At 70.2% G+C, this 26,260-nt stretch carries 25 protein-coding genes; 16 read left to right on the plus strand and 9 right to left on the minus strand.

Going from position 1 to position 26,260, the window contains the following annotated elements:
- The first annotated feature begins 130 nt into the window (after positions 1-130).
- Positions 131-613 carry a hypothetical protein gene (locus tag ACZ48X_RS11380; RefSeq protein WP_336349605.1) on the plus strand — a complete coding sequence of 161 codons (483 nt, stop codon included), beginning with the start codon at positions 131-133 and terminating at the stop codon, positions 611-613.
- Between the two features lie 45 nt (positions 614-658).
- Here ACZ48X_RS11380 and ACZ48X_RS11385 read toward each other — a convergent pair whose 3' ends face one another.
- Complete coding sequence (locus tag ACZ48X_RS11385) at positions 659-2,110, minus strand: aldehyde dehydrogenase family protein (protein ID WP_336349604.1); 1,452 nt, start codon at positions 2,108-2,110, stop codon at positions 659-661.
- A 273-nt stretch (positions 2,111-2,383) separates the two neighbouring features.
- Between ACZ48X_RS11385 and ACZ48X_RS11390 the strand changes: the two genes are divergently transcribed.
- Positions 2,384-3,097, plus strand: a complete 714-nt coding sequence (locus tag ACZ48X_RS11390; RefSeq protein WP_336349603.1) for a hypothetical protein — start codon at positions 2,384-2,386, stop codon at positions 3,095-3,097.
- Positions 3,098-3,202: 105 nt separating this feature from the next.
- Here ACZ48X_RS11390 and ACZ48X_RS11395 read toward each other — a convergent pair whose 3' ends face one another.
- A complete protein-coding gene (locus ACZ48X_RS11395; protein ID WP_336349602.1) occupies positions 3,203-4,063 on the minus strand; it encodes a sulfurtransferase in 861 nt (286 codons plus the stop codon).
- A 291-nt stretch (positions 4,064-4,354) separates the two neighbouring features.
- Between ACZ48X_RS11395 and ACZ48X_RS11400 the strand changes: the two genes are divergently transcribed.
- From ACZ48X_RS11400 to ACZ48X_RS11415, 4 genes are all read left to right on the plus strand, one after another.
- On the plus strand, positions 4,355-5,278 hold the full coding sequence (locus ACZ48X_RS11400) for a sulfurtransferase (RefSeq protein ID WP_379761951.1): 924 nt from the start codon (positions 4,355-4,357) through the stop codon (positions 5,276-5,278).
- Positions 5,279-5,453: 175 nt separating this feature from the next.
- The gene (locus tag ACZ48X_RS11405) at positions 5,454-6,629 is read left to right on the plus strand and encodes a thiamine ABC transporter substrate-binding protein (RefSeq protein ID WP_336349601.1); all 1,176 of its coding nucleotides are present in this window, start codon (positions 5,454-5,456) and stop codon (positions 6,627-6,629) included.
- 118 nt (positions 6,630-6,747) lie between these two features.
- Complete coding sequence (locus tag ACZ48X_RS11410) at positions 6,748-8,625, plus strand: ABC transporter permease (protein WP_336349600.1); 1,878 nt, start codon at positions 6,748-6,750, stop codon at positions 8,623-8,625.
- Between the two features lie 67 nt (positions 8,626-8,692).
- Positions 8,693-9,781, plus strand: coding sequence for an ABC transporter ATP-binding protein (locus tag ACZ48X_RS11415; protein WP_336349599.1), 1,089 nt, complete (start codon positions 8,693-8,695; stop codon positions 9,779-9,781).
- 27 nt (positions 9,782-9,808) lie between these two features.
- On the opposite strand, the gene ACZ48X_RS11420 is transcribed toward ACZ48X_RS11415, so the two are convergent.
- Positions 9,809-12,133: an ATP-dependent DNA helicase gene (locus ACZ48X_RS11420; protein WP_379762024.1), complete on the minus strand. Its 2,325-nt coding sequence runs from the start codon at positions 12,131-12,133 to the stop codon at positions 9,809-9,811.
- 311 nt (positions 12,134-12,444) lie between these two features.
- Here ACZ48X_RS11420 and ACZ48X_RS11425 point away from each other — a divergent pair, with 311 nt between their 5' ends.
- The 4 genes from ACZ48X_RS11425 (at position 12,445) to ACZ48X_RS11440 (ending at position 15,614) form a co-directional block, all read left to right on the plus strand.
- Complete coding sequence (locus ACZ48X_RS11425; RefSeq protein WP_336349597.1) at positions 12,445-12,660, plus strand: hypothetical protein; 216 nt, start codon at positions 12,445-12,447, stop codon at positions 12,658-12,660.
- A 102-nt stretch (positions 12,661-12,762) separates the two neighbouring features.
- Positions 12,763-13,980, plus strand: coding sequence for a 60S ribosomal export protein NMD3 (locus tag ACZ48X_RS11430; protein WP_336349596.1), 1,218 nt, complete (start codon positions 12,763-12,765; stop codon positions 13,978-13,980).
- Positions 13,977-15,137 (plus strand): class I SAM-dependent methyltransferase, encoded by a 1,161-nt coding sequence (locus ACZ48X_RS11435; protein WP_336349595.1) that lies wholly within the window; start codon positions 13,977-13,979, stop codon positions 15,135-15,137. The genes ACZ48X_RS11430 and ACZ48X_RS11435 overlap by 4 nt, the downstream gene beginning before the upstream one ends.
- Before the next feature lie 180 nt (positions 15,138-15,317).
- Positions 15,318-15,614, plus strand: a complete 297-nt coding sequence (locus ACZ48X_RS11440; RefSeq protein WP_336349594.1) for a hypothetical protein — start codon at positions 15,318-15,320, stop codon at positions 15,612-15,614.
- A gap of 235 nt (positions 15,615-15,849) precedes the next feature.
- On the opposite strand, the gene ACZ48X_RS11445 is transcribed toward ACZ48X_RS11440, so the two are convergent.
- The 4 genes from ACZ48X_RS11445 to ACZ48X_RS11460 all read right to left on the minus strand — a co-directional run bounded on the left by ACZ48X_RS11445 (position 15,850) and on the right by ACZ48X_RS11460 (position 19,861).
- Positions 15,850-17,652 carry an ATP-dependent DNA helicase gene (locus tag ACZ48X_RS11445; RefSeq protein WP_336349593.1) on the minus strand — a complete coding sequence of 601 codons (1,803 nt, stop codon included), beginning with the start codon at positions 17,650-17,652 and terminating at the stop codon, positions 15,850-15,852.
- A 92-nt stretch (positions 17,653-17,744) separates the two neighbouring features.
- Positions 17,745-18,050 carry a hypothetical protein gene (locus ACZ48X_RS11450; RefSeq protein ID WP_336349592.1) on the minus strand — a complete coding sequence of 102 codons (306 nt, stop codon included), beginning with the start codon at positions 18,048-18,050 and terminating at the stop codon, positions 17,745-17,747.
- A gap of 54 nt (positions 18,051-18,104) precedes the next feature.
- A complete protein-coding gene (locus ACZ48X_RS11455) occupies positions 18,105-18,890 on the minus strand; it encodes an ABC transporter permease subunit (protein WP_336349591.1) in 786 nt (261 codons plus the stop codon).
- The gene (locus ACZ48X_RS11460; RefSeq protein WP_336349590.1) at positions 18,887-19,861 is read right to left on the minus strand and encodes an ABC transporter ATP-binding protein; all 975 of its coding nucleotides are present in this window, start codon (positions 19,859-19,861) and stop codon (positions 18,887-18,889) included. The genes ACZ48X_RS11455 and ACZ48X_RS11460 overlap by 4 nt, the downstream gene beginning before the upstream one ends.
- 379 nt (positions 19,862-20,240) lie before the next feature.
- Here ACZ48X_RS11460 and ACZ48X_RS11465 point away from each other — a divergent pair, with 379 nt between their 5' ends.
- The gene (locus ACZ48X_RS11465) at positions 20,241-20,993 is read left to right on the plus strand and encodes a hypothetical protein (RefSeq protein ID WP_336349589.1); all 753 of its coding nucleotides are present in this window, start codon (positions 20,241-20,243) and stop codon (positions 20,991-20,993) included.
- Between the two features lie 45 nt (positions 20,994-21,038).
- Positions 21,039-21,407 (plus strand): hypothetical protein, encoded by a 369-nt coding sequence (locus ACZ48X_RS11470; RefSeq protein ID WP_336349588.1) that lies wholly within the window; start codon positions 21,039-21,041, stop codon positions 21,405-21,407.
- Between the two features lie 18 nt (positions 21,408-21,425).
- Here the strand turns inward: ACZ48X_RS11470 and ACZ48X_RS11475 are convergent, their stop codons facing one another.
- Together ACZ48X_RS11475 and ACZ48X_RS11480 are read right to left on the minus strand one after the other, a co-directional pair.
- On the minus strand, positions 21,426-21,620 hold the full coding sequence (locus tag ACZ48X_RS11475) for a DUF7561 family protein (protein WP_336349587.1): 195 nt from the start codon (positions 21,618-21,620) through the stop codon (positions 21,426-21,428).
- A 69-nt stretch (positions 21,621-21,689) separates the two neighbouring features.
- A complete protein-coding gene (locus ACZ48X_RS11480) occupies positions 21,690-22,619 on the minus strand; it encodes an NAD-dependent epimerase/dehydratase family protein (protein WP_379761943.1) in 930 nt (309 codons plus the stop codon).
- Between the two features lie 119 nt (positions 22,620-22,738).
- Between ACZ48X_RS11480 and ACZ48X_RS11485 the strand changes: the two genes are divergently transcribed.
- From ACZ48X_RS11485 to ACZ48X_RS11500, 4 genes are all read left to right on the plus strand, one after another.
- A complete protein-coding gene (locus ACZ48X_RS11485; protein WP_336349586.1) occupies positions 22,739-23,338 on the plus strand; it encodes a DUF5789 family protein in 600 nt (199 codons plus the stop codon).
- 83 nt (positions 23,339-23,421) lie between these two features.
- Complete coding sequence (locus ACZ48X_RS11490; protein WP_336349585.1) at positions 23,422-24,363, plus strand: YkgJ family cysteine cluster protein; 942 nt, start codon at positions 23,422-23,424, stop codon at positions 24,361-24,363.
- 75 nt (positions 24,364-24,438) lie between these two features.
- Entirely contained in the window at positions 24,439-25,371 is a 933-nt protein-coding gene (locus ACZ48X_RS11495; protein WP_336349584.1) for an NAD(P)H-binding protein, read from the plus strand.
- A complete protein-coding gene (locus tag ACZ48X_RS11500) occupies positions 25,368-26,177 on the plus strand; it encodes a DUF7530 family protein (RefSeq protein ID WP_418934293.1) in 810 nt (269 codons plus the stop codon). The genes ACZ48X_RS11495 and ACZ48X_RS11500 overlap by 4 nt, the downstream gene beginning before the upstream one ends.
- Positions 26,178-26,260: the final 83 nt, after the last annotated feature.

Genomic DNA, 26,260 nt, shown 5'->3' on the forward strand with positions numbered 1-26,260 from the left:
TAATATATCTCTACGAATCTATAACCAGCAGTTACGGCAAGTTTCGCTATCGCGTGCTACCACGGCACGTGACACCGGGCGCACCCGGTCCTCCCGAACGCACAGGACCCTGCGCGACGTAGCCCCGGCTGTGACGCGCCTCGTCGCCCGCGCCGTCCGCGACTTCGTCACCGGCACCCCCGGCAGCCCGACGTACGCCGCCCTCCTCGCCGGCGTCGCCATCGAAGCCGCGGCCGTCCCCGGCCTCGCCGCACTCGGGAGCGTCCTCGGCGACGCCCTCGGTCACTCCCCCGCGATCGCCGCGATGCTCGCCGCAGGCCTCGCACCCCTCCTCGGCGGGGTCGCCGTCGGCTACGGCGTCGGCGACGGGCGAGCAGTCGACGCCCTCGGGCACCCCGCCACGTACGCCTACGCCATCCTCCCGCTGCTCGCGCGCTGGCTCGTCCTCCTCGCGCTCCTCGACCGCCTCGCACCCCCAGGGAGCGTCCTCCTCGGCGACACCACGTACCTCGCCGGCGTCGTCACCCCCGCCGCCATCGTCGGCGCCATCTGCGGCGCCGCCCTCTCCCCCACCCCATCGACCACCGACCCCGACCGCCGGAGCCGTCGCTGACCGGTCGAGAGCGGAACAGAAGCGCGGCCGCGACGGCCGCCGGCGTCAGTAGAGGTTGACGTTGACGTTCTTGACCTGCGTGTACTCCTCGATGGCCTGCTCGCCCTGCTCGCGGCCGTACCCGGACTCCTTGTACCCGCCGAAGGGCGTCTGCGGGAACGTCACGGGGTACTCGTTGATGGAGACCATCCCGTACTCGAGGTTCTCGGCGACGCGGTGCCCGCGCTTGATGTCGTTCGTCCAGATGCCGGACATCAGCCCGTACGGCGAGTCGTTCGCGACCTCGAGGGCCTCCTGCTCGTCCTCGACCTCGATGACCGAGAGCACCGGCCCGAAGATCTCCTCGCGAGCGATCGTCATGTCGTTCGTGACGCCCGTGAAGATCGTCGGTTCGATGAAGTACCCGACGTCCTTGTCGTCGGGTTCGCCACCGCCGACCGCGACGGTCGCACCCTCCTGCTTGCCCTGCTCGATGTAGTCGAGGACGTCCTGCTGGTGGCTCGCGGAGACCGCGGGCCCCATGCGGCCGTCGTCGTCGATGCCGGAGCCGAGCGGGTAGTCCTCGACCATCGAGACGAGCGCGTCGACGAGTTCGTCGTGGACGTCCTCGTGGACGACGAGGCGCGAGCCCGCCCAGCACATCTGCCCGCAGTTCATGAAGATGCCGTTCCGGACGCCCTTCGCCGTGGCTTCGAGGTCGGCGTCGGGGAACACGAGGTGCGGGCCCTTCCCGCCGAGTTCGAGCGTCACGCCCGTGACGGTGTCGCTGGCCTCCTCCATGACCTTCTTCCCGATCTCCGTCGACCCCGTGAACGCGACGTGCTCGACGTCGCCGTGACTCGCGAGGTGCCCGCCCGCGCTACTGCCCGGCCCGGGGATGACGTTCAGGACGCCGTCCGGGAACCCGGCTTCCTCGGCGGCCTTCCCGTAGTACAGCGCCGACAGCGGCGTGACGCTACTGGGCTTCAGGACGACCGTGTTCCCCGCCGCCAGCGCCGGGGCGAGCGAGCGCCCGGCGAGCTGGAACGGGTAGTTCCACGGACTGATGTGCGCCGTCACGCCGAGCGGCTCCCGGCGCGTGTAGTTCAGGCGCGGGCCGTCGACCGGGATGGTGCTCCCGGTTATCTTGTCGGTCCAGCCGGCGTAGTACCGGAACGTGTCGATGACCATCCCCACGTCGATACCCGCCTCGAACGGCGTCTTCCCGTTGTCGTGGGACTCGACGAGCGTGATCTCGTCCTTCATCTCCTCCAGAGCGTCCGCGAACGCGCGGAGCTTCTCCCCCCGCTCGCTCGGCCCCATGCGGCGCCACTCGCTGTCGCGAGCGGCCGCCGCGTCGGCGGCCGCGACGGCCGCGTCGACGTCCTCGGGCCCCGCGGAGGCGACGGTCGCGTAGACCTCCTCGGTCGCCGGGTCGACTGTCTCGCTGGTCTCGCCGCTCGCGGCGTCGGTCCACTCGCCGTCGACGTACAGCTGGGTCGGGCCTTCGTAGCTCATGTCCGGACGTTGTCGCGGACGCGAGATATGCGTACTGGTCCCGGTCGTCGAGCCGGTACTCGGTTTCGAGTACCGATCTCCGCAGTCGGTGCCGGGGACGACCGCAGCCGCGTACCGCCCCCGCCCACGAGGTTTACGTCTCGTGTAAACCCCGAGGGCGTGCGGCGTCGCCGCCCTTCCCGGAGTCGCCGGTCGTTCGCAGAGTCTGGTCGCCGTAACGCCTTTGCTCGCGCCGGACGCGTCTCGGGCCATGACCGATGCGAGGTGTCGTCCGTGAGCGACCCGCGGTGCCCGGAGTGCGGCGAACCCGTCGGGTTGACGAGCACGTACTGCATGCACTGCGACGCCGAGTTCGACTCGCCCGCGAACGTCGGCGACGACTCGGCGGCCGACGACGGCCTCGGGAGCGACGACCCCGGCGACGCGCGCGAGGACCCATCGGTCCCGGACGGAAGCGTCACGCCCGATAGCGTCGCGGACTACGGCACCACCGGCGAACCCGACGACGACTACGGGAGTACCGGGCGCGCCGACGGCGCCGACGCGACCGCGAGCGGGACTGCCGACGCGAGCACCGGCACGGGGAGTGCCGCCGGCGACGCCGACGAGTCGACGCTCGTCGGCCTCCTCTTCCGGGTCGCCGCCGTCGCACTCACCGTCGTCGTCGGCCTCGTCGCCACGTTCGTCCTCGTCGTCGCGTTCGGCGAGACGCCCGCGCTCTGGCTGCCCGTCGGCCTCGTCGGCCTGTTCGGCGTCCTCGTCGGGATCGTCGTCGTCGTCCGCCAGGACTCCGGTATCGACGCGCTCGCCGACGCGCTCTACGTCACCGCCGTCAGCCTCGTCGTCGTCCCCATCGCGTTCTTCCTCCTCGTCGGCCAGGGCGAACCCCTCCTCACCCGACTCGTGGTCTCCCTCGTCTTCGGCTTCGGCGGCGGGGTCTTCGCCGTCCCCGTCTTCCTCGTCGGCTGGTGGCTCCAACCGGACTGAGCACAGCGGGTGCTCGCGGTCGTCGACTGCCGAAGAAGGGGACGGATGCGTGCTCGCTGCGCGCGTCGAATCGGTCGCTGCTCGGTTCGAACGACGGCTATCGGGTTACTCGCCGCTACCCGTTTCGACGGGCGCGCCGACGAGGTTCCCCCACTCGGTCCACGAGCCGTCGTAGTTGATGGCGTCGTCGTACCCGAGGAGTTCGTGGAGCGCGAACCACGCGACCGACGAGCGCTCGCCGATGCGGCAGTACGCGACGGTCGTCGAGTCGCCGTCGATGCCCTCCTCGGCGTAGAGCGCCTCGATCTCGTCGTAGCTCTTGAACGTGCCGTCGTCGTTCGTGACCGCGGCCCACGAGATGTTGCGCGCGCCGGGGATGTGGCCGCCGCGCTGCGCGGTCTCCTGGAGGCCCGGGGGCGCGAGGATCTCGCCGCTGAACTCCTCGGGCGAGCGCACGTCGACGAGCGGAATCTCGCGTTCGATGGCGTTCTCGACGTCCTCGCGGTACGCGCGGATGGATTCGCGCGGGCCGCTCGCGGTGTACGTCGTCTCCGAGAAGTCGGGTGCTTCGTCGGTGAGCGGGTAGTCGTTCTCGAGCCAGTAGTCGCGGCCGCCGTCGAGGAGGCGGACGTCGTCGTGGCCGTAGTACTTGAACTGCCAGTAGGCGTACGCGGCGAACCAGTTCGAGTTGTCGCCGTAGAGGACGACGGTGTCGTCCTCGCTGATGCCGTGACTGCCGAGCAGGGACTCGAAGTCGTCCTTGCTCAGGATGTCGCGCGTGGTCTGGTCCTGGAGCTGTGTCTCCCAGTTGAACCCGATGGCGCCGGGGGCGTGGCCCTCGTCGTAGGCTTCGGTGTCGACGTCGACCTCCACGAGTCGGTGGTCGGAGTCGTCGGATTGGAACGCGTCGAGGTTGTCCTCGACCCAGTCGGCGGTGACGAGGACGTCGTTAGCGTAATCGGTCATGCAAGTCCTACATAGGTCGCCTGGCATATATCCAGTCGTCCCCCGGCAGTCGTATCCTGTCGTGGAGCGTAGCGGACGGTGTTGCCGGCTTTCGCGTGGATGGTGAGCGTCAGCGTCGAGGCTCAGTCGTCCGACGTCGACGGCAGCGACCGCTCGGCAAGCGTCGACGGCCAGTGAGGGGGTCCGCGAACGATAGCGACACAACCAGCAACAGTTGCTGGTATCTCCGAGTTCCACGCGAAACCGTCGGGACCAGAGGGGCTAACCCGCGGCCGCGACAACGTCGAGGACATGACCGAGCACGCACCCGACATCGCCCGCGAGCGCGACCCGGCGACGGTCGCGGACGGCGGCGTCGACGACGCCGGTGCCGACCGCCGCATCCCGTGGACCGTCGACGCGGACTGGCTCGCCGCACACGCCGACGACGCGGACGTCACCGTCGTCGACGTCCGCGACGCCTGGGAGTACGACGGCATCGGGCACGTCCCCGGCGCCGTGAACGTCCCCTTCGACTCGTTCCGGAGCGACGGCGACGCCGACGCCGGGATGCTCCCCGGCGCCGACGCCTGGGCGCGAGTGATGCGCGACGCCGGCGTCGCCCGCGACGACGTCCTCGTCGCGTACGACGACACCCACGGCGTGTTCGCCGCGCGCTTCCTCGTCACCGCACTCATGTACGGCCACCGCGACGTCGCACTGCTGGACGGCGACTACGCCGCGTACAACCAGCGCCACGAGACGACGACCGACGCACCCAGCGTCGACGCCAGCGACTACGCGGCGACGGTTCCCGACGACCGCCCGCTCATCGACGCCGACGCCGTCCAAGCGCTCCTCGACGCCGCCCGCAACGCGAACGGTTCCGGCGACGCGGACGCGAGCGCCGACGGCACCGACGGCGTCGTCTTCGTCGACACGCGCGACGACCACGAGTACGAGGACGGCCACCTCCCCGGCGCCGTGAACCTCGACTGGAAGGCGCTCGTCGACGACGAGACCCGCGGCCTCCTCCCCGAACCCGCCCTCCGCGACGTCCTGGAATCCAACGGCATCACGCCCGAGAAACGCGTCGTCCTCTACTGCAACACCGCGCGCCGCATCAGTCACACGTACGTCGTCCTCCGCGCACTCGGCTACGAGGACGTCGACTTCTTCGAAGGGTCGCTCACCGAGTGGCGCGAGCGCGACGGCGCGCTCGAGACCGGTTCCTGAGATCGAAACGCCGTTCTCGGTCTTCACCCGACCGGCCGTCGGTTTCGGGAGGACGAACGAGAGACGCACGTTTGCTCGGTGACCCCGCAACCGGGCAGCCCTCGCGATTGCGATTCCATACCAGTTCCGACCGGACATCACGCTCCTTAAGACCACAGGGTGCAACCACCGAGTTATGAGACGACGTCGTTTCCTGCAGGCCGCCGGTGGCGCGAGCGCGCTCGGGCTCGCCGGCTGCCTCGTCCAGGACGAGGGGAGCACGAGCACGACGCCGCCCACCGACGACGCCACCACGAGCGGCGACGGCGCGACCAGCACCACGAGCGAGACGACGACCGAAGCGAGCCCGGACCGCTCCGGGACGGTGCGCGTCGCGACCTACGAGTCGTTCCTGAACGCGCCCAGCGAGAGCTACGACGCGCCCGGGAAGTTCGTCAAGGAGCGCTTCGAGGAGGAGTACCCGGACGCGACCGTCGAGTACACCGTCCCGAGCAACGGCCTGAACGAGTACATCCAGCGCCGAAAGCAGGGCGCGAGCGTCGACGCCGACGTCTACGTCGGCCTGAACGTCGACGACCTCGTCCGCATCGACGAGAACCTCGGGAGCAAGCGACTCTTCCAGACCCTCGACCTCGACCGCATGGAGCGCGCGAGTCACGTCCGCGAGGAACTCGGGTTCGGCGACCCGAAGGGGCGAGCGCTCGCGTACGACACGGGCTACATCAGTCTCGTCTACGACGAACGCGACGTCGACGCCCCCGAGACGCTCGACGACCTCACGACGAGCCCGTACAAGTCGAAGCTCCTCGCACAGACCGCCCAAGGGACGGACACCGGGCAGGCGTTCCTCCTCTGGACGATCGCGGAGAAGGGCGCGGACGGCTACCTCGACTACTGGGAGGACCTCCTCGAGAACGACGTGAAGGTCCTCGGGTCGTGGTGGGACTCCTACAAGGCGTACCTCGACGACCAGCGACCGATGGTCGTCTCGTACTCCACGGACCAGGTGTACGCGAACCGCGACGGCCAGAACATGGCCAAGCACCAGGTCGGGTTCCCGAACGACCAGGGGTACGCGAACCCCGAGGGGATGGGCGTCGTCCAGGGGAGCGACGAGGTCGACCTGGCGTACGCGTTCATGGACTTCGTGCTCCGCGGCGACGTCCAGCAGACGATCGCGCTCTCGAACGTCCAGTTCCCCGCGGTCGAGGACGAGCACGTCGACCTGCCCACGGAGTTCAGCGACTACGCGTACCGCCCCGAGAACCCGGTCTCGCTCGGGTACGACGAACTGAAGGGGAACCTCTCCGGGTGGGTGGAGGACTGGTCGCGACTCGTCGCGAGCAACTGACTGACACCCTCGCGGCGCCACGTCGACGTGGCGCCGCGTTCCGCGGTCGGTTCCTCGACCACGCCCCAGGTCGCGCGAACCGCCGAACCTAACATCACTGCACCCGCACTCCGCATCCGTGTCACAGTCCTCGACCGACGTCACGCTCCGCGCTCGCGGCCGCCGGCTCGTGGACGACCACGCGCTCGCGGTCGGCGTCGGCGGAACCGCGGTCGTCCTCCTGCTCGTCCTGTACGTGCCCGTGGGCGTGGTGTTCTCGGAGGCGTTCGGCGTCGACGGTGCGCCATCGCTCGCGCGGTTCGGCGAGGTGTTCACGGACGACTTCTACGTCGGGGACCTCGCGGGCGTCCTCGACTCGCCGTTCGCGTTCCGCGAGCATGCCGCCGCAGTCGCGGGGTTCCTCGGCGGGTTCGGCGTGCGCGTCGCGACCCTCGGGCCGATTCCGTATCCCGTGCCCGTCCTCCCGTCGGTCGAAACCGGCCTGTTCGGGTTCACCGCGTGGCAAGCGTTCCTCTCGACGGTCGCGAGCGTCCTCATCGGGCTCCCCGCGGCGTACGTCCTCGCGACGTTCGAGTTCCGCGGCCGCAAGACGTTGCGCTCGATCACCATCCTCCCGTTCGTCCTCCCGGGCATCCTCGTCGCCGCCGGATTCTTCGCCGCGTTCGGCGAATCCGGCCTCCTGAACGACGTGCTCGGCGTCGTCGGCCTCCATCAGTCGCTGCTCGAGACGAACCCGCTGTTCGTCGTCGTCCTGGCGCACGCGTTCTACAACGCACCGCTCGTCGCTCGCGTCACCACCGGCGCGTGGGAATCAGTCGACGCCAGGATGGTCGAAACGGCCAGAAGCCTCGGGGCGCCGCGTCGACGCGCGTTCCGGGACGTCGTCGTCCCCCAACTCCTGCCCGCCGTGATGGCTGGCGCGCTCCTCACGTACGTCTTCACGTTCATGACGTTCCCCATCGTGCTCGCGCTCGGCGGCCTCCAGCTCGCCACCGTCGAGGTCTGGGTGTACAACGCCGCCCAGAACCTCGACGTGCCGACGGCCGCGACCCTCGCCGTCATGGAGACCGCGATCTCGCTCGCGCTCACGTACGCGTACCTCCGGTACGAGGCCGGCCGGAGCGGCCTCGGGAGCGCGGGCGTCGACGTCGACCGCGAGCGCTTCCTCCCCGACCTCGGAGCGCTCGACGCGAAGCGCGTCGCCGTGCTCGCGTACGGCGCGTTCGCCGCCGTCCTCTTCCTCGCGCCGCTCGTCGCGCTCCTCGCGGAGTCGTTCACGGACGGCGCCGGGTTCACGCTCGACAACTACGCGTTCCTCGTCCAGCGGCAGGCGACCGGCGCGGCGTTCCAGACGAAACCGCTCGACGCCATCGCGAACTCGCTCCTGTTCGCGACCGCGACCCTCCTCGTCGCCGTCCCGATGGGCGTCGTCGTCGCCGTCGTCTCCAGCGGCCGCGGGCGCACGCGGACCGTCGTCGACGCCCTCACGATGCTCCCCGTCGCCGTCTCCGGCATCGTGTTCGGCGTCGGCCTCCTCACCGGGCTCGTGTTCGGCATCGACCTCCCCGGGCCGTACACGCTCCAGGTGACGGGCGTCGTCGCGGTCGTCGCCGCACACGCCGTCGCCGCCTACCCGTTCGTCGTCCGGAACGTGAAACCGCAGCTGTCGGCGGTCGACCGCGCGCTCGTCGAGTCCGCCAGAGCGCTCGGCGCGACCCGCGTCCGCGCACTCCTCGACGTCCAGCTCCCGCTCGTCTGGCCCGGGGTACTGGCGGGCGGCGCGTTCGCGTTCGCCATCAGCATGGGCGAGTTCGACTCCACCGTCATCCTCGCCACCCAATCCAGCACCGCGACGATGCCGGTCGCGGTCGAACGCTACCTCGGCCGCACCCTCGGTCCCGCGATGGCGATGGGCTCCGTACTGCTCGTCGTCACCGCGGCGAGCTTCGTCGCGGTCGACCGACTCGGCGGCTACCTCGGAGGGTTCGACCGATGACCGACAGCACTCGCGCGACGCGACCGCGACCCACCGCACGGACCACGACGCCCGGAGGCAGCCAACGATGACCGACCTCACCCTCGACGACGTCTCGGTGACGTACGGCGATACGACCGCGCTCGATTCCGTCTCGCTCTCGATAGCGGACGGCGAGTTCTTCACGCTCGTCGGCCCCTCCGGCTGTGGGAAGACGACGACGCTCCGCACCATCGCCGGGTTCGAGCGGCCGAGCGCGGGCAGCGTTCGCTTCGCCGACCGGGACGTCACCGGCCTCCCGCCGGAGGACCGCGACGTCGGCGTCGTCTTCCAGAACTACGCGCTGTTCCCGCACATGACCGTCGGCGAGAACGTCGCGTACGGCCTCAACTTCGCCGACCCACCCGGCGGCGGCTCCGACCGCGACCGCGTCGAGGAACTCCTCGAACTCGTCGACATGGCGGGGTTCGCGGACCGCGACCCCGAGTCGCTCTCGGGCGGCCAACAGCAACGCGTCGCGCTCGCCAGGGCGCTCGCGCCCGGCCCCGAGGTCCTCCTGCTCGACGAACCGATGAGCGCACTCGACGCCCGCCTCCGCGAGCACCTCCGCCGGCAGGTCAAGCGCGTGCAGCGCGAACTCGACATCACCACCGTCTACGTCACGCACGACCAGGAGGAAGCGCTCGCCGTCTCAGACCGCCTCGCGGTCGTCAACGACGGCCGCATCGAGCAGGTCGGCACCCCCGAGCAAGTGTACCGCGAGCCCGAGACGCGGTTCGTCGCGGGGTTCGTCGGCGAGAACAACCTCCTCGACGGCACCGTCGCCGGCGTCGACGCCGACGGCACCGTCCGCGTCCGCGCGAACGACACCGAGTTCGCGGTCGCCGGTGGCATCGCCGGCGACGGCGAGGACGGGGAGGTAGGCGCGACGGGCGCGCTCGCGGTCGGCGACCACGTCACCGTCTCCGTCCGCCCCGCCGCACTCGACCCCAGCGAGCGCTCGAACCGCATCGACCTCGCCGTCACCGACACCGCGTTCCTCGGCGAACGCGTCCGCGTCGACGCCGACTGGCACGGCACCCGCATCGTCGCGCACCTCGACGACCGCCCCACCACCGACAGCGTCCAACTCGGGTTCAGCCCCGAGGACGCCCGCATCGTCGCCGTCGACGACTGACGAGCCGTTCCAGCGCCGGTCGACGACTCAGTCGAGTTTCGACCGGAAGCGGTCCATCGCGAGGTCGAGCATGTCCGGGCTCACCGGCTGGAACTCCTCGCGCTCGACCTCGGGGATGAACCCGCGGACCGAGTTCCAGGAGTCCCGCGCGTAGCGTTCGTCGACGAGCACGCGCACGCCGACCTCGTCGACGCCGCGGATGACCCGCCCGACCGCCTGCCTCGCTTTCCGGACCGCCGGGACGGTGAGCGCGTACTCGAACCCGTTCCCGAACGCGTCGTCGTACGCGCGCTGGACCGCCTTCGTCCGCGGGCTCGCGGTGTTCACGAGCGGGACGCCACAGACCACGGCGGCCTGCAGGCGGTCGCCCTCGTAGTCAACGCCCTCCGTCAACGTGCCGCGCAGGGACGTGACGAGGACCTTCCCCTCGCCAGCGAAGAAGTCGTCCTTCAGGCGCTCCGTGGCGTCGTCCGCACTCGACTCGTCCAGGAGCACGGGTTTGTCGAGGACTTGCTCGAGGGCGCTCGCCATCCACGCGGCCTCCGCGTAGTTCGGCATCCCCACGAGCGCGTTCCCGTCGATACCCGCGACCTCGCTCACGGCGTCGACGTACATCCGTCGCGTCTCGTTCCCACCGTCAGCGGGCTCGATGCGACCCGGTTCCGGCGTCGGCCCGCGGTTCTGGTACGTGAACTTCGGGGCAGCGACCGCGAAGCTCTCGCGGTTCTCCGCGGGGAAGTGCAGGCCGTACGTCCGGGTTTCGACCGGACGGCCCTCGCGTTCGAGCGCGTCCAAGCCCGTGACCTCCGCGAACACGTCCAGCGGTTCGAGCGTCGCACTCATGAGGACGCCACCGCCGAACTCCGCGAGGTGCTCGGCGAGCACGTCCGACGGCACGCAGTTCTGGATGCTGAGGCGCGCGTTGTACGCCCGCCGCCAGGTCTCGGGTGGTTCCGCGTCGTCCCACGTCCGCTCCAGGTCTATCTCGCGGAAGTACCGCGTGTGGTCGCGGGTCTGCCACGCCGACAGGACGCGCCCGGCGGTGGCGCACGCGCGCTGCTTCTCCTCGTCCGCCTGCTCGTTCAGGATGCGCTGGGCGGTCGCACCCACCGACTCCGCGGTCGTCCAGAAGTTCGGCCCGTACCCGGCGCGCTCCGCCCACTCCGTCAGTTCGTCCTCCTGTGGGACCTCGGGGTCACGCAGCGGAATCTCGGCGTCCGGGAGGTCCGCGAGGTCCGCACGCCACCCGCGGTGTTCGCGGTCGAGATGCGCCTCGACGCGTCGCGACAGCTCCTCGCGGAGGTCCCGAACGAAGTCCCGGACAGCCCGCAGGTCGTCGACGTCGAGGTCGGTCTCCGCGAGTTCCCCGCGGACGAGTTCCGCGTCCGCCTTCGTGTGCTGGGTGGCGTCCCCCGCACCGTCCTCGTCGAACGCGACCGGCTGGATGACGCGCGTCAGTTCGGCTTCCGCATCGCGGAGCGTGCGGTCGGCGACGCCGTCGCTCACGAGGTCCCGCACTCGCGGTTCGAGCATGTGCGCCTCGTCGCAGACGACGAACGTCGACTCGTCCAGCAGCGCGCCCGTGAACGCCTCGACCGTAGTCGGGTCGAACGCGTGATAGTAGTTCCCGACGACGACCTCGACCTCGTTGAGGAGCACGCCCATCAGCGAGTGCGGGCACGTCCCGTACTCCATCCCCGCGGAGACGAGGTCGTCGGGCCGCATGAGGCCGGCGTCGGTCACGTCGAAGGGAATGCCCTCGGCGGCGTCGCCGTCCTCGGGGAGGTCCGCGAGGTACTGCGCGTAGAACGGACAGTACTCCACCGTCGTCCGGTCCGTGCCGTACTCGGGGATGTCGCGCGGGTACGGCGACGGCGTGCCCGCACTTTCGAGGTAGGTCGCGCCCGCCGACGCCGACGGCCCGGACGCGAGGTCGACCTGCTGGCTGCGGGCCTGCCCCGCGAGCGAGTCCGCCGACGTCTCCCCGCCCTCCCCGGTGAGGTCGCGGGTCTTCTCGCGCAGCGTCTCGCAGCGCTCGTACACCGACCCCTGGCCGAACCCGGCCGCGCCCTCGCGCTCGTACGGACAGACGTCGGCCTTCCCGACGAGCGTCATCGCACTCACCGGGTCGTACCCGCTCGGGAGGTTCGCGTTGATCGTCTCCAGGTCTTCCTCGAACTGCCGGAGCTGTTGCTTGACGCTCGTGAGGACCATCACGCGCTCGAAGTCCGAATCCGGGTCGCGCACGAGGTGCAGGCCCGCCGTCAGGGCGAGCATCGTCTTCCCCGTCCCGCACGCGCCCTCGAGCACCGTGAACCCGCCCTCTTGGGCGGTGTCGACCGCGGCGTCGATGCCGTCCTCCTGCTCGGGATACGGTTCCGGATGGCCGAAGACGTCCGCCCACGCGGGCGCGTCCTCGGCTCCGGAGTCGTCGCCGTCCGACGCGGTTGACGCGTCGCTCGCGGCGTCGTTCTCGGTCGCGTCTCCGTCGTCGCCGGCGTCCGCTGTCACTGGAAGAGGCATGGGGTTCGTGGGCGCAAAGGCCTGTCGAACGTCGCCCCGGCATCGCACTTGAACCCGCGGTCGGCGCGGGCACCGTCGGGGCGAGCGAGTCCGCCCCGCGAGCGACCAGAACTATGTGCCGTCGCGTCGTCGTCGCTGGCGTGACCGAGCGTCCCGCGACCGACGCCGTCTGGCGTGCGCTCCGCCACCGCGAGCGGAACGTCCTCGCGCTCGCGGTCGTCGTCGCCGCGTTCGCCGTCGCCGCCGCCGTCGGCTCGCCGACCGCGTACTTCGCCGCGAGCCTCGTCGCGTTCTGCGCGTGGATGGCGTGGTTCGTGCACGCCGTCATCGCGTGGATCCGCCTCGCCGACTTCTGACGCCCGGCGCGGTGCGCCTCGCGTCGACCGACCGCGTCCTCGGCGCGCTCGCCGCGCGCGGACCGCGAGCCTTTTCGGCCCCAACGCCGTACGAATCGGGTAATGACCGACGCGGACGCCGACGCCGACGACCCCAGCAGCCCACCCGACACGGACGACGACGCCGACAGCCACGTAGGCCCCGCCGACGAGCTCCTCGGCCACGACGACGCGGCCTCGAGCGAGTCGACCGTGCTCTGCCCGCGCTGCGGCGAACCACTGAGCGAGCACGCGGCGCGCGACCCGCTCGGGAAGTCCGAGGTCGGCGTGTGCGACGACTGCTACTTCGACCAGTTCGAGCTCGTCGACGCGCCCGACCGCCTCCGCGTCGAGGTGTGCGCGCGCTGCGGCGCCGTCCACCGCGGGAACCGCTGGGTGGACGTCGGCGCGCAGGACTACACGGACGTCGCCATCGACGAGGTCGCCGACTCGCTCGCCATCCACGTCGACGCGCACGACATCACGTGGCAGGTCGACCCCGAGCAGGTCGACCAGAACAACGTCAAGATGCACTGCTCGTTCTCCGGCGTCGTCCGCGGCCAGTTCCGCGAAGCGCACGTGACGGTGCCCGTGAGCATCGCGCGGCAGACGTGCCAGCGCTGCGGGCGCATCGCGGGCGACTACTACGCGAGCGTCGTCCAGGTCCGCGCCGTCGACCGCCTCCCCGACACCGACGAGGTCGAGCGCGCGAAAGCCATCGCGACCGAACTCGTCGCGGACATGGAAGCGACGGGGTCGCGGGACGCGTTCGTCTCCGAGATGGCGGACGACGGCGACGGCCTGAACGTCAAGCTCTCGACGACGAACCTCGGGAAGAAGGTCGCGAGCAAGATCACCGAGGAGTTCGGCGGTGACTGGGAGGACCACGAGACGCTCGTCACGGAGGACGAGGACGGGAACGAGGTGTACCGCGTCACGTACGCGGTCCGCCTCCCCGAGTTCCGGCCGGGGGACGTCATCGACCCGGAGGACGACGACGGCCCCATCCTCGTCCGCTCCGTGCAGGGGAACCTCAAAGGCATTCGGCTCGCGACCGGCGAGCGCTTCGAGGCCAGCTACGAGGTCGGGGACGCCCCCGACGCCCGCAAACTCGGCACCATCGACGACGGGGTGCCGACGACGCTCGTCGCGTACGAGGACGAGCACGCCGTGCAAGTCCTGGACCCGGAGACGTACCAGTCCACGACGATTCCGCGCCCGGACTACCTCGACGCCGACGCGGGTACCGAGGTCCCCGTGCTCCGCCACCGGAACGGCCTGCACGTCCTCCCGGAGGAATGACCGGGGACGAGAGTGGCGACCGGGACGCCGACGGCGACGACCGCGAGCGGGACGACTCCACGCGCGCCCTCGACGCGGCCAGCGCCGACGGGGACGCGCCGCTCGCGGCGGTCGTCGTGAAGCCGCGCGCGGAGGTCGCGACCGCCGGCTTGCGCGCCGAAGGCGTCTACGACGACGACCGCGCGGTCCGGGCGTTCGACGCCGACACCGTCGCGCTCCCCGTCACCGAGGCGCCCCAGGAGACCCAGGTGCGGCGCGTCGTCCGCCAGCCCGACCCCGAATATCGCTCGCGGGACCTCGCGGACTACCTCCGCGACCGCGGCTGGAGCGAGGACGACGTCGCGGCCGCGCCGGGGTCGTGGGCGGTCGTCGGCTCGGTGGTCCTCGTCGACGACGGCGACTACCACGACGACGCGGAACTCGGCGACGCCCTCCTCGAACTCCACGGCGACGCCGACACGGTCTGCGTCCGCAGCGGCGTCACGGGCGTCCACCGGACCCCGGACCTCCGCGTTATCGCGGGCTCGGGCGACACCGAGACCGTGCACGTCGAGCACGGCACGCGGTACGCGCTCGACTGCGCGAAGGTCATGTTCTCCCCGGGGAACCAGGCCGAACGCGTCCACATGGGCGACGTCGTAAGCGAGGACGAGCGCGTGCTCGACATGTTCGCCGGCATCGGATACTTCGCGCTCCCGATGGCCCGCGCCGACGCGGACGTCACCGCCGTCGAGCTCAACCCCGAAGCGTACCGGTACCTCGTCGAGAACGCGCAACTCAACGACGTCACCGCGAACCTGCAGGCCATCCTCGGCGACTGCCGGGACGTCGACGCGACCGCCGACCGCGTCGTCATGGGGTACTACGGCGTCAGCGAACGCGACGACGAATCTGATCAGGGCGAAGCCTCCACCGACGCCGATCGCAACCAGGAGGCGTTCGACTACCTCGACGCCGCGCTCGACGCGCTCGAACCCGGCGGCGTCCTCCACCTCCACGCCGCGGTCCACGAATCTGAACTCCCGGACGGCCCCGCCGACAGGCTCCGCGACGCCGTCGCCGCGGCCGGCCGCGACGCCACCATCGACGACGTCCGGACCGTCAAATCCCATAGCGCGGGCGTCGCGCACGTCGTCGTCGACGCCACCGTCGACTGACCCCGCCCTCGCCGGCCCCTTCCTTTAGACGTGCTACCGAACCGCATTTCGGTCGTTCAAAACCGCTCGTGAGCCGACTAGAACCGTTCTCACGGCCTCTCGAACGCTCGCCTGAACCGTCGTGAACGGCGCGAACGACCACGACTCCCTTTTATCGGCCAGCGGGAAACCAAGGGTACGATGCGTCCAGAACGAGATCGGTCCGCCGTCCTCGGCGAGGCCGCCACGGTCGTCGCACTGCTCTTCGGCTTCCGACTCGCCGGCGAACTCGCCGCGGTTGTCCTCGGCTGGTTCGTCGACCCGCTCGGCGGAACCCCAAGCGAGGTCGCCGCGACGGTGACGAGCGCGTTCGCCGCGTCCCTGACGTGGGCGGGCATCGTCGTCGCCGCCGCGTACATCTACCTCCGCGTCACGCGCTACCGGCAGACGACGCCCGACCCCGAGGAGCAGTCGAACCGGTACGGCGCCGACGCCTGACCGCCGTCCCGCCCATCCCGTCGACGGGGCGCACGAGGCGTATCGAGCGCTGACCCGTCCGAACCCTTCAAATCCCTGCGGGCGGAACACGCCCGTATGGACCGACAACAGCTGTTCGCCGTCCTCATGGTCGGCATGATGGTTCTCTCCGGCGTCGCGTACGCCATCAGTTTCATCTGAGCGGTCGGCGCGACCACCGCACGCGCCGTCGTCGTCCGCCGCGACCGGCCGGCGGTTAGTCGTGATTCCAGACGTCCGCCATCTCCGAACCCTGCTTGCGCGAGCGACGGCGCCCACGCGAGTAGCCGCCGTCGTCGCCGTCGTCGCCGTCGTCGTCGCCGCCGCCGGACTGCGACGAGAACGACGACGAGGGGTTCGCGCGAGCGCCGTTCATGCCGGCGAGCGCCTCGCGCGCCGATAGCTCGGGGAGCGTCGGCTCGCTCATGCGGTCGACCTGGGCGGCGAACCAGTCCGGCATGTCGGTCCTGGCGCGCTCGAAGAGGTCGAGGAGGCTGGAGTCGGCGACGTACGTGTGGCCCTTGTCGTCGGGCGATCGGACGACGCGCCCGCAGGCCTGGATGACCGTCCTGAGGGCGGCGCGGTAGTACCACGCCCACTGGCCCTGTTCGAGCCGATGGGCGACCCGCGAGTCGCCCGTGTTCAGGTACGGGGCCTTGCACAAGACCTGCCAGCGACAGAGGTCGCCTTCGAGGTCGAGCGCCTCCTCCATCTTCACGGACAGGAATAGTTCGGGGTCGCTACGGGCCTTCCAGACGTCGAGTTCGGCGTCGCGGTCGTCCTTCCCGTGCGTGCGGAGGCGGTCGCCGACGCCGAGGTCCCGGAGGTGCTCGCGCAAGCGGTCCTGTATCGCGTAACTGTGGCAGTGCACGAGGCCCTTCTCGTCGGGATGGCGCTGCATGAGCTGGACGATGGTGCGCGCGAGCTTCGGGATGGTCTCGTCGCGGTGCTCGAACGTCATCTTCCCCTGCGTCAAGTCGTACAGCGGCCGGTTCTCCACGGGGAACGTGTGCGGGACGTCCACGAGCGTCACCCGCGACGGGTCGAGGCCGACGCCGCGACAGAACGCGTCCTTGTCGAGCATCGTCGCCGACAGGAGCGCGAACTTGTTCCCGCGCTCCCACACCGTGTGCGAGAGGTACTTCTCGGGGTTCATCGGCTTGACGTTGGCAGGCGAGCCCTCCCCGTCGGGCTGGTCGACCACCCACTCCGTCGCCGAGTCGCGGTCCCGGTAGTCCTTCACGAACCACCCGAGTTCGGAGATGAGCTCCTGGAGGCGGTCGCGTTCCTTCGCCTGCTCCGCGGTGAGTTCCGTCTCGACGAGGAGGTCGTCCTTCCGCCGGGTCGCGGTCCCCTGGAGGCTGTCCGCGAACCGCGCCGCGCGCTCGACGTCCCCGTCCACGTCGGGCACCTTCAGGTCGTCCCACATCGGGACGGTCTCCGGCGACAGCTCGACGGTCGCGTACATCTCCGCCCACTCCGCGAGCCCGTGCGCCTCGTCGACGACGACCACGTCGCGCTTGCGGAACACCTCCGAGCCCGCGGTCTGCATGAAGTACGCGAGCGTCATCGCCGCGATGGAACGATTGGAGGCGATAGCCCTATCGGAGAAGTACGGACAGCGGTGCTGTATCGAGCAATCGTAGCCGGATTCGCGCACGCACGGCGCCTGGTCGACGGGCGTCTCCGTCTCCCCGGGGAGGATGCAGTTGTAGTTGTTCTTCCCGCGGATGATCGAGAGGTCCTGGAGGAGGTCGTCGCCCTCGACGTCGTCGAGTTGACTCACCTGCGGCGTCGTGTAGTACGCGCTCGCGGCCTCGCTCGGCGCGACCTCGTCGACCTTCTCGGCACAGCCCGCGATGGCTCTGGCGAGCAGGCTCTTCCCGCTCCCCGTAGGTGCGCGAACGAGCACGACGTCGTTCCCGTCGTCGAACGCCGCCTTGATGTCCCGGAGCGCCTGCTCCTGGGCGCCCCGATACGACGGCGCGGGGAACTCCTCGAAGATCCGGTCCGTCTCCACTATCGTACATCGAGCACGCCGCGCGCAAAAGCCCTTCTTCCCTGGCCGGCGACGCGCGGCGACCGCGTCGTCGCCGCCTGCACGCCCCTGACTCACTCCTCGTCGTCGACGTCGACGCCCGGCGGGTCGTTCCACTCGTTCGCCTCGCGTCGCTGGTCCGCGGCCGTCGGCTCGTCCGGGCCGGTCGGGCCGCCGGGGCCCGCGAGCGCGTTCGCGACCGCCGCCCCGAGGACGATGCCCAGCACGCCGACCACGGCCGCGAGCACGAGCGGGTCACCGGCTGCGCCGAGGCCGCCCGCCGACCGCTCCAAGACCGTCACGAGGACGCCGCCGAGGACGACCGAGCCGACGACTGCGAGCACGAGCGCGAGCACGAGCCGTCGGCGGGACGCGACCATACCGACAGGTTCGGTCGCCAGCGTCGAGTGCGTTACGGGTCGTGGAGCGTCACCTCAGATGGCCGTTCGGTCGAACCGCGAGACGGCGTACGCGACGGGGACGACCAGCCAGAAGCCGACCGACGCACACGCGACGGCGGTCACCATCGGGTCCGCGTTCGCGGATGGCGCGAGCGTCACGGAGAGCAGTTCTCCGTACGCGCTCGTCGGGAAGAGCATCTGTATCGACCGTCGGACCCGTTCGGTCGCCCCGAGGAACACGAGGTAGTTCACGCACAGCGGCCCGAGGACCGTCGACACGGCGACGAACGCCAGTGCGTTCCCGAGCGCGCTCCGCGTCGAGTCCGCGACCACGGACGTCGCGACCGACACCGCGACGAACGCCAGCGCGAGCCAGACGGTGAGCGCGGCGAAGACGACCACCGTTGGGACCGAAAGCGGGCCGAAGGCGGTCGCACCGGCGAGTGCGATGGCGACGCCGACGACGGCGACGCCGACCGCGACCGCGGCTCGTCCGGCGAGCTTCCCGGCGAGCACCGCCCGCCGCTCGTAGGGCACCGAGAGGAGGAGTCGGACCGTCCCCGTCTCCCGTTCCGCGACGACCGTCGCCGCCGAGAGCACCGTCGCGGCGAGCGGTACCAGGAACGCGAACGTCGTCTCCAGTCGAACGACGAACGTCGCCGGCAAGAGGACGTCGCCGCGTGCGACGAACAACGTCACCGTCTGCAGCGCCAGGAACGCGCAGAGGACGACCGCGCCGAGTCCAGCGAGCACGCCGCTCGTTCGGTCGAGAACCTCGATGCGGGCGACGTGAACGGCGCCACGGAGGACGCTGGTCATCGCGACTCACCCGTGCGCGCCACGACGTCGTGTCCCGTCGCAGTGGCGTCGTCGTCGGCGATCCGGAGGAACAGTTCCTCGAGCGAGGGTCGGTCGACGTCGACGTCGACGACGGTGGCACCGGTCGTCTCGATGGCGTCGAGCGCCGGTTTCTTCGCGCGTTCCGTGCACTCGACGCGGACGACGTCGTCGTCGACGCTGACGGCGGTGACGCCGTCGACCGCACTGACGCGCTCGCGGACGCCGTCTGGTCGGGTGTCGACGCCGGCACGCACCCGGTCGGCGTCGAGTCCGTACGCGTTCCGGAGCGACGCGAGGTCGTCGACGGCGAGCAGCGAGCCGTCGTGGACGACCGCGAGGCGGTCGCAGACGCGTTCGACCTGTGCGAGCCGGTGACTGGAGAGGACGACCGTCGTCCCGCGGTCGCTCGCCGCCTCGATCCGTTCGCGGACCGTGGCGACGCCCTCGGGGTCCAGGCCCGTCGACGGTTCGTCGAGGACGAGGAGGTCCGGGTCGCCCACGAGCGCCATCGCGAACGCGAGCCGCTGGCGCATGCCCTTGGAGTACTCGCCTGCCGGGCGGCTGGCTGCGTCGCCGAGGTCCACGCGTTCGAGCCAGGTCGTCGGATCGAGGTCCACGCCGCGAGCGGTCGCGACGTACTCGACGTGCGCTCGCCCGCTTCGTTCGGGATAGACGCCGTACCCGTCCGGGAGGACGCCGGTGCGTTCGCGGACGGCGGCGGGCTCGGTCGTCGGGTCCAGTCCGAGCACGTCGACGTGTCCGTCCGTCGGTCGCTGGTAGCCCACGAGGACGTCCAGCGTGGTCGACTTCCCGGCGCCGTTGGGGCCGAGGAGGCCGAACACCTCGCCGCGTTCGACCGTGAACGACAGGTCGTCGACGGCAGTGGTCGCGTCCGGGCCGTTCCCGTATCGCTTCGTCAGGCCGTCGACGTGGAGAGCAGGGGCGGGCATCTCTCAGTATCGAGTCATTACGCACGGCACCCAAATCGGTTTCGTCTCGGCGGTCGGCTTCCGCGACCACGAGACCAATCAATATACCAGTACTACCTATCGAACTTCACTATTTCGAGTCTATCATATCTGGATTGGTTTCCCTTGGAATGCAAGGAATCGGTGCGGGTGGTCTTCGTCGACAGGAGCCACTCGACAGCTATCCCTAAGCTCTAGGACTAGACCAGACATCCGCAAAAGGACTCTAGCTTGATTAAACCCGTTTCTGTGCAAAGACGTGTGCAGCCATCCAGATTCGTAATTTTAAATCCTGTTGGAGATTACCAAAACAAATAGAATGATAAAGATATATTACCTGTTCGGAAGTCGTCCTATCTGCATGGTCGACAAAAGTCGACGGAAGATGCTCAAGTACGGTGCCGCAGCAACCGGCGCAGCCCTCGTCCCGACTGTCAGTTCCGCAAAAGGAACGGACGCGGACGACGACGCCGGCTACAATCTCGACGACATCACCGTCATCTCCGAACGCGACGGCGAGACGTACGTCGGCGTCGCCCTCTCCAAGAAGGGCAAGCAGTTCACCGACGTCGTCCACGTCGGCGACAGCGGGACAGTGAAGAAGGCCGAAGTGAGCGAGTCCCAGTACCGCACGCTCACCGCCGACGTCGGCACCACGACCCACGCCGACGTCCAGAGCACCGTCGGCGCCACCGGCGACGACTGGGAGGAGATCATCGAGCGCGCCGACGCCTGGGGCGGCACGAACGGCGACTGCGGCGCGTACGACTACACGCACCGCTGGGGCTGCGTGACCGCCGAGTTCACGCGAGACATCTCCGACCTCGGCATCCAGGCCGTCTCCGCGGCCCTCATCGGGTACGTCGGCGCGACGCTCTCCAGTGGCGTCGTCATCGGCGTTCTCGCCGGCGTCATCGCTGCAGGCGCGTGGGCGATCTCCTGGGTCGTCGACGTCGACACCATCACCGTCGGCGCGACCGAGTTCGACAAGAGCGCGTTCGGCTGGACGCAGACGCTCAACATGTCCAAGGTCGGCACCGGCTGGCACGTCGACTGGGACGACCTCGTCCCGCAGGGTGGCAGCCCCGGCCACCCCGGCCGCGACCACATCTAACGCGGTCGAAACTACCTTCCGAACCCACAACCCATGACGAACACGATGTCGAAGTCGACCGACGCGACCGGAGCGACGAGACGAACCGCTGGCATGACGCTCGTCGCCGCCGTCGTCCTCGCGGCGCTCACCGTCCTCGGCCTGAATCGAACGGCCGTCGCCGTCAGCGACGTCGCCATCCCGCCCGTCGCCGTCGGCGTCATTCTCATGTTGACCATCGGTATCACACAGCTGAGTGACCGATTACGAGCAGCGCTCGACCGACTCCGGTGGGTGCTGGTCGCGGCCGCCGTCTTCGCCGTGTTCGTCGTCCCGACGTGGACGTCCACCCCCGTACAGGTCGGGCTCGTCGTCGGGTTGGCCATCGGGTGTCTCGCCACGAGCGTGCTGCTCGCCGTTGCGTCCCTCACCTGAGGCGACCCGAATCCGGCCTCAATCGCCGGGGACGTCGCTCGTCGTCGGGTCGTCGGGGAGCGCTTCGATGCAGTCGAAGCAGAGGAACTCCTCGCTGCCGTCGTCGAACTCGAGGGTCATCCCGCCGGAGGGCCCGGTCGCGGTCCACATGTCGCCGATGCCGCCGGCGACGCGAACGCGCTTCCCGCAGCCGTCGCAGGGGTCCGTCGTCACGCTTCTACGTCGGGCCTGGCGTCGCAAGTGTCTTTCTCCGACGAGACCGCTTCGGTTCGGCCGGACGCGTCAGCCGAAGGTGGGGCCGTCGACTGATTCGTCGGCTGCGCTCCGCCACGTGTGCGACGGCGACCAGTCCAGTTCGGCTTCGGCTTTCGTCATCGAGAACGCCGATTGCTCGCCCTCGATATCGCACGGTTCGGGGACGTCGCCCAGCAGCGCCTCGAAGAGGTCGCGGGTCGGGACGCCGAGGAAGTTGTCTTCTGCGTGGCAGTTGTACGCCTCGTGGCCGTCGCGGTCGGTCTCGAGAACGTGGACGACCATGTCGGCGACGTCGCGGACGTCGACGTACGACCAGAAGTTCCCGGTGCCACCGCCGACCGCGCCGACGGGGTCGGCCGCGAGCGCCGCGAGGTCGAACGCGTCGGCGACGTCGCGGGCGACGTACTCGCCGGGATACTGGATCCACGATGGGCGGATGGACGTGACCGAGATGCCGTCGCGTCGCACGACCATGTCCGCGATGGTCTCCCCGTGGACCTTCGACGTCCCGTAGGGGTCCTCGGGCCGCATCGGGTGGGACTCGTCGATTGGGAGGTACTCCGGAGGGAGTATCTCCGTGGCGAACGGGAAGCCGTACGCGGATTCGCTGGAGGTCCACGCGACGTCCGCGCCGACGCGCCCCGCGACGTCGAGGACGTTGTACGTGCTGAGGACGTTGTTCTCGAAGACGCGACCCCCGGCGTGATTCAGCGGGTCCGGTATCGCGGCCAGGTGCACGACCGCGTCCGGGTTCGCCGCGTCGAGGAGATCGAACGTCTCGCCCCGAGCTGTCAGGTCCGCCGCGCGGAAGTCCACGTCCTCGGGGCCGTCGGCCTCCGGGAGTCGCTGGTCGATGGCGAGGACGTCCGCGCCCGTCGCCGCGAGCCTGTCGACGACCCAGCGGCCCGCACCGCCGAGTGCACCCGTCACCGCGACTGCGTCTGGCATCGTTCCCATGGCCCCGTCAAGCGAGCGCCGGTACATGAAACTTGGAGGCCGGTCCGCGACCTGACGACGTGACGTCGAAGTGACCGCTATGGCACAGCGTTATCACCGGAGCGAACGTATGGTAAGGGATGGCAGACAACAAGCGAGGGCGCGAGAAACAGGCGGACGATGCCGACAGGCAACAGCGCGAGCGCGACGTCGAGACCGCCATGGAGCGCGGGGACGAACCCGAGCCACCGGTCGACGAGCGCGACCTCGCCGAGCTCGAAACGGAGCTCGAGGGCGTCGCGTTCCCCGCGACCGGGCGGGACGTCGTCGCCGCCGTCGGCGACCGTGAGGTACGCGCGGCCGACGACACGTACACCGTCAAGCAGCTCGTCCCCGAGACGGACGTGGAGACGTTCGACTCGCCGACAGCCGTCCGCGAGCGCGTGCAGCGACCGACGGTCGCCGGCGCGATGAAGCGCGTCGTCGAGGCCGCCGCGACGCTCGACGACCCCGAGTTCCCCGAGTCCAAACGCGAGGGCTACCTGCGGACGTTCCTCGCGCTCGAGGACATCGACGCCGACGACGACGACGAAGGCATCCGCCTCATCGCCGACTGGATCGTCGACCGGGTTCACGAGAAGGCGGCGCTCCCCGGGAGCCGCGACGTGCGTCGAGAGGCGGCCAAACACTGCCGGAAGCGTGGGTATGCCGTCCGAGACGACGAGTGGCTCGGCGTGTAGGCCGACGGTGCGCGGAACGCCGTCGGGGGTCGACAGGTGTCCACCGGGCTAGACTTTCGTCGGTGGCGGTCGAACCCGGAGGCATGCGCGTGAACTGCGAAGGCTGCGCGGGCTGCTGCGTGGACTGGCGTGCGCTGTCGGCGACGCCGGACGACCACGAGCGCGTCGGCCCGGAGCGCCCGCTCGACGACGTCTACAACCTCGTGCCGCTCACTCGCGACGAGGTCCGCGACTTCGTGAACGCCGGGTTCGGGGACGCGCTCACGCCGCGGCTCTGGGAGCGCGACCCAGAGAGTGACGGCGAGGGCGCGGGCGACGACGGCGCGTCCGGACGTTCCGTCGAGGTGGACGGGTTCGACGTCGCCGCCATCGCGGGCCGCCCCGCGTTCTTCGTCGGCCTCCGGAAGCCGCCGAAGCCGGTGGCGCCCGTCGGCGCGGACGAAGCGTCGTGGCTGCCGACGTGCGCGTTCCTCGACCCCGAGACCCTCCAGTGTCGCATCCACGACGACGACCTCTACCCCGACGAGTGCGCGACCTACCCGGGGCGGAACCTCCTCATGGCGGTGGAGTCGGTCTGCGAGCGCGTCGAGCGCGAGTTCGGCGCGCCCGGCGACCGCCTCGTCGAGGACTCGGTCCCGGAGGACGCCGAGCCGCTGTTCGGCCCGCAGGCGCTCGGCGGGAAGGTCTTCGCGCACCCCGACCCGGACGCGCTCGCGGACCGCGTCTACCGCATCGCAGCGGGCGAGGCGACCGCCGACGACCGCGCGGAGTTCGTCGGGACCGCGGCCGCCGCCAGCCCCGGGATGCTCGCGCGGAACGACGACGCCTACGAGCGCTACCGCGACCGCGCACTCGACGCCGACTCGTGGGTCGGCGCCGCCATCGACGACTGGGAGGCCCGCGCCGCGAACGCGACGGCCGGGAGCGACGCGGCCGGCGACGACCCCACCGCGAACGCCGACCCCGGCCTCGGCGAACGCGTCGAGGAAGACCGGGACGCGCCCGAGACGCCCGGCTGGGAGTGAATCACGACCCCGGAACCCGTTCGTTTCGACCGCGTTGGAGGCATTCTTAAGACGGCGGCGCCCGGACCTCGTAGTATGCGCGTGCTGGTGACCGGTGCGACGGGGTTCGTCGGCGGCGAGTTGATTCCCGCGCTCATCGCGGGCGACCACGACGTCGTCGCGCTGGTCCGGAACCGCGAGGACTACCCCGGGAACGAGGTCGAGGTCCACGAGGGCGACCTCTTAGAGCCCGAGAGTCTCGACGGTGTGTTCGACGACGTCGACGTCGCGTACTACCTCGTGCACTCGATGCGCTCCGGCGAGGACTTCGCCGAGCGCGACGAGCGCGCGGCGCGGAACTTCGTCGACGCCGCGGACGCCGCGGGCGTCGACCGCGTCATCTACCTCGGCGGGCTCGGCGAGGAAGGCGAGGACTTGAGCGAGCACCTCGCGTCCCGTCGGAGCGTCGAAGGCGTGCTCCGCGAGGGCGAGTTCGAGCTGACGACGCTGCGCGCCGCCATCATCGTCGGCGCCGGCTCCGTGAGCTTCGAGATGATAACACAGCTCGTCGGGCGGCTGCCCGTGATGATAACGCCCCGGTGGGTGAACACGCCGTGTCAGCCCATCGCGGTGAGCGACGTCGTCGGGTACCTCACGGGCGTCCTCAGTCGCCCGCATACCGCCGGTGAGACCTACGAGATAGGCGGCCCGGACGTCCTGACGTACCGCGAGATGCTCGAACGCACCGCCGAAGCGATGGGGAAGCGACTGTACGTCATCCCCGTGCCGGTCTTGACGCCGCGGCTGTCGGCGTACTGGGTCGACCTCGTGAGCGACGTCCCGAAATCGGTCGCCCATCCCCTCATCGAGGGGTTGAAGAACCCGGTCGTGGTCGAGGACGACCGGCTCGCCGACGAGATCGACGTCGCACTGACGCCGTTCGACTCGGCGGTCCGCCGCGCGCTCTCCCGGTCGGCGAACGGGAGCGGCGGCAGTCCACTCCAGGGCGGGAGCCCCGGCCTGCAGTGACCCGCCGCGCAGAGGACGCCGACGACTCGTTTCAGGCGACGGAGGACGACGCCGCGGTCGCCGACGACTCGACGAGCGCGCTCGCCGGCGACGACGCGCAGTACGGCGACGCGTGGGTGTACGAGAGCATCGTCGGGGCGCTCCCTGGCGTCGACATCGACTCGTCGACCGCCATCGGCATCCAGGTGCTCGCGTTCGAGGCGGGCGTGCTCGTCGTCGCGGCGCTGTACGGCCTCTGGGCTGGCGTCGTCGTCGGCACGGCCGCGGTCGCGGTCGCCGCCATCGGGAGCGCACTCATGTTGACGTACGCGAGACGCATCCGCGAGCTCGACGCGCCGGAGTCCTACCGCCGCTTGCTGTTCGGGTCGAACGTCGAGGTCGTCCTGGGCGTGCTCGCGTTCGTCGCGGTCGTCACGCACCTGTTCGTGTACGACCCGCGCGTCGCGACCGACCCGCTCGTCACCGCGTTGCTGGGCGACGAACCGCCCGTGCTCGCGACGTACCTGACGCTGCTCGTGCTCTGGGACGTCGTCTACCGCATCGGGACGAGCTGGTGGGCGGCGGTCGCGGCGGTCTGGCGCGCGTACACGTTCGAGTTCGACCCGGCTCGGAGTCGCGCGTTCGCTCGCGCCGACGGTCTGAACCTCGCGTTCGCCGCCGTCCAACTGGTGTTCGTGCCGTTCGTCCTCGACCGACCGGTCCTGCTCGTGGTGCTGCTCGGGCACGTGCTCGCGGTGGCGGCGGCGACCGCGCTCTCGGTCGGTCTGACGCTCGCCGACGCCCGCGACGCCACGGTCTCGGCCTGAGTCGACACGTCGCTCGTGCGACCCGAGCGCGAGCGCTATCGCTCGTGACAGCGTCGAGTCGCCCCCCGCGACGTCCCCTGGGC

It is taken from the genome of Halorubellus litoreus, from assembly GCF_055378595.1.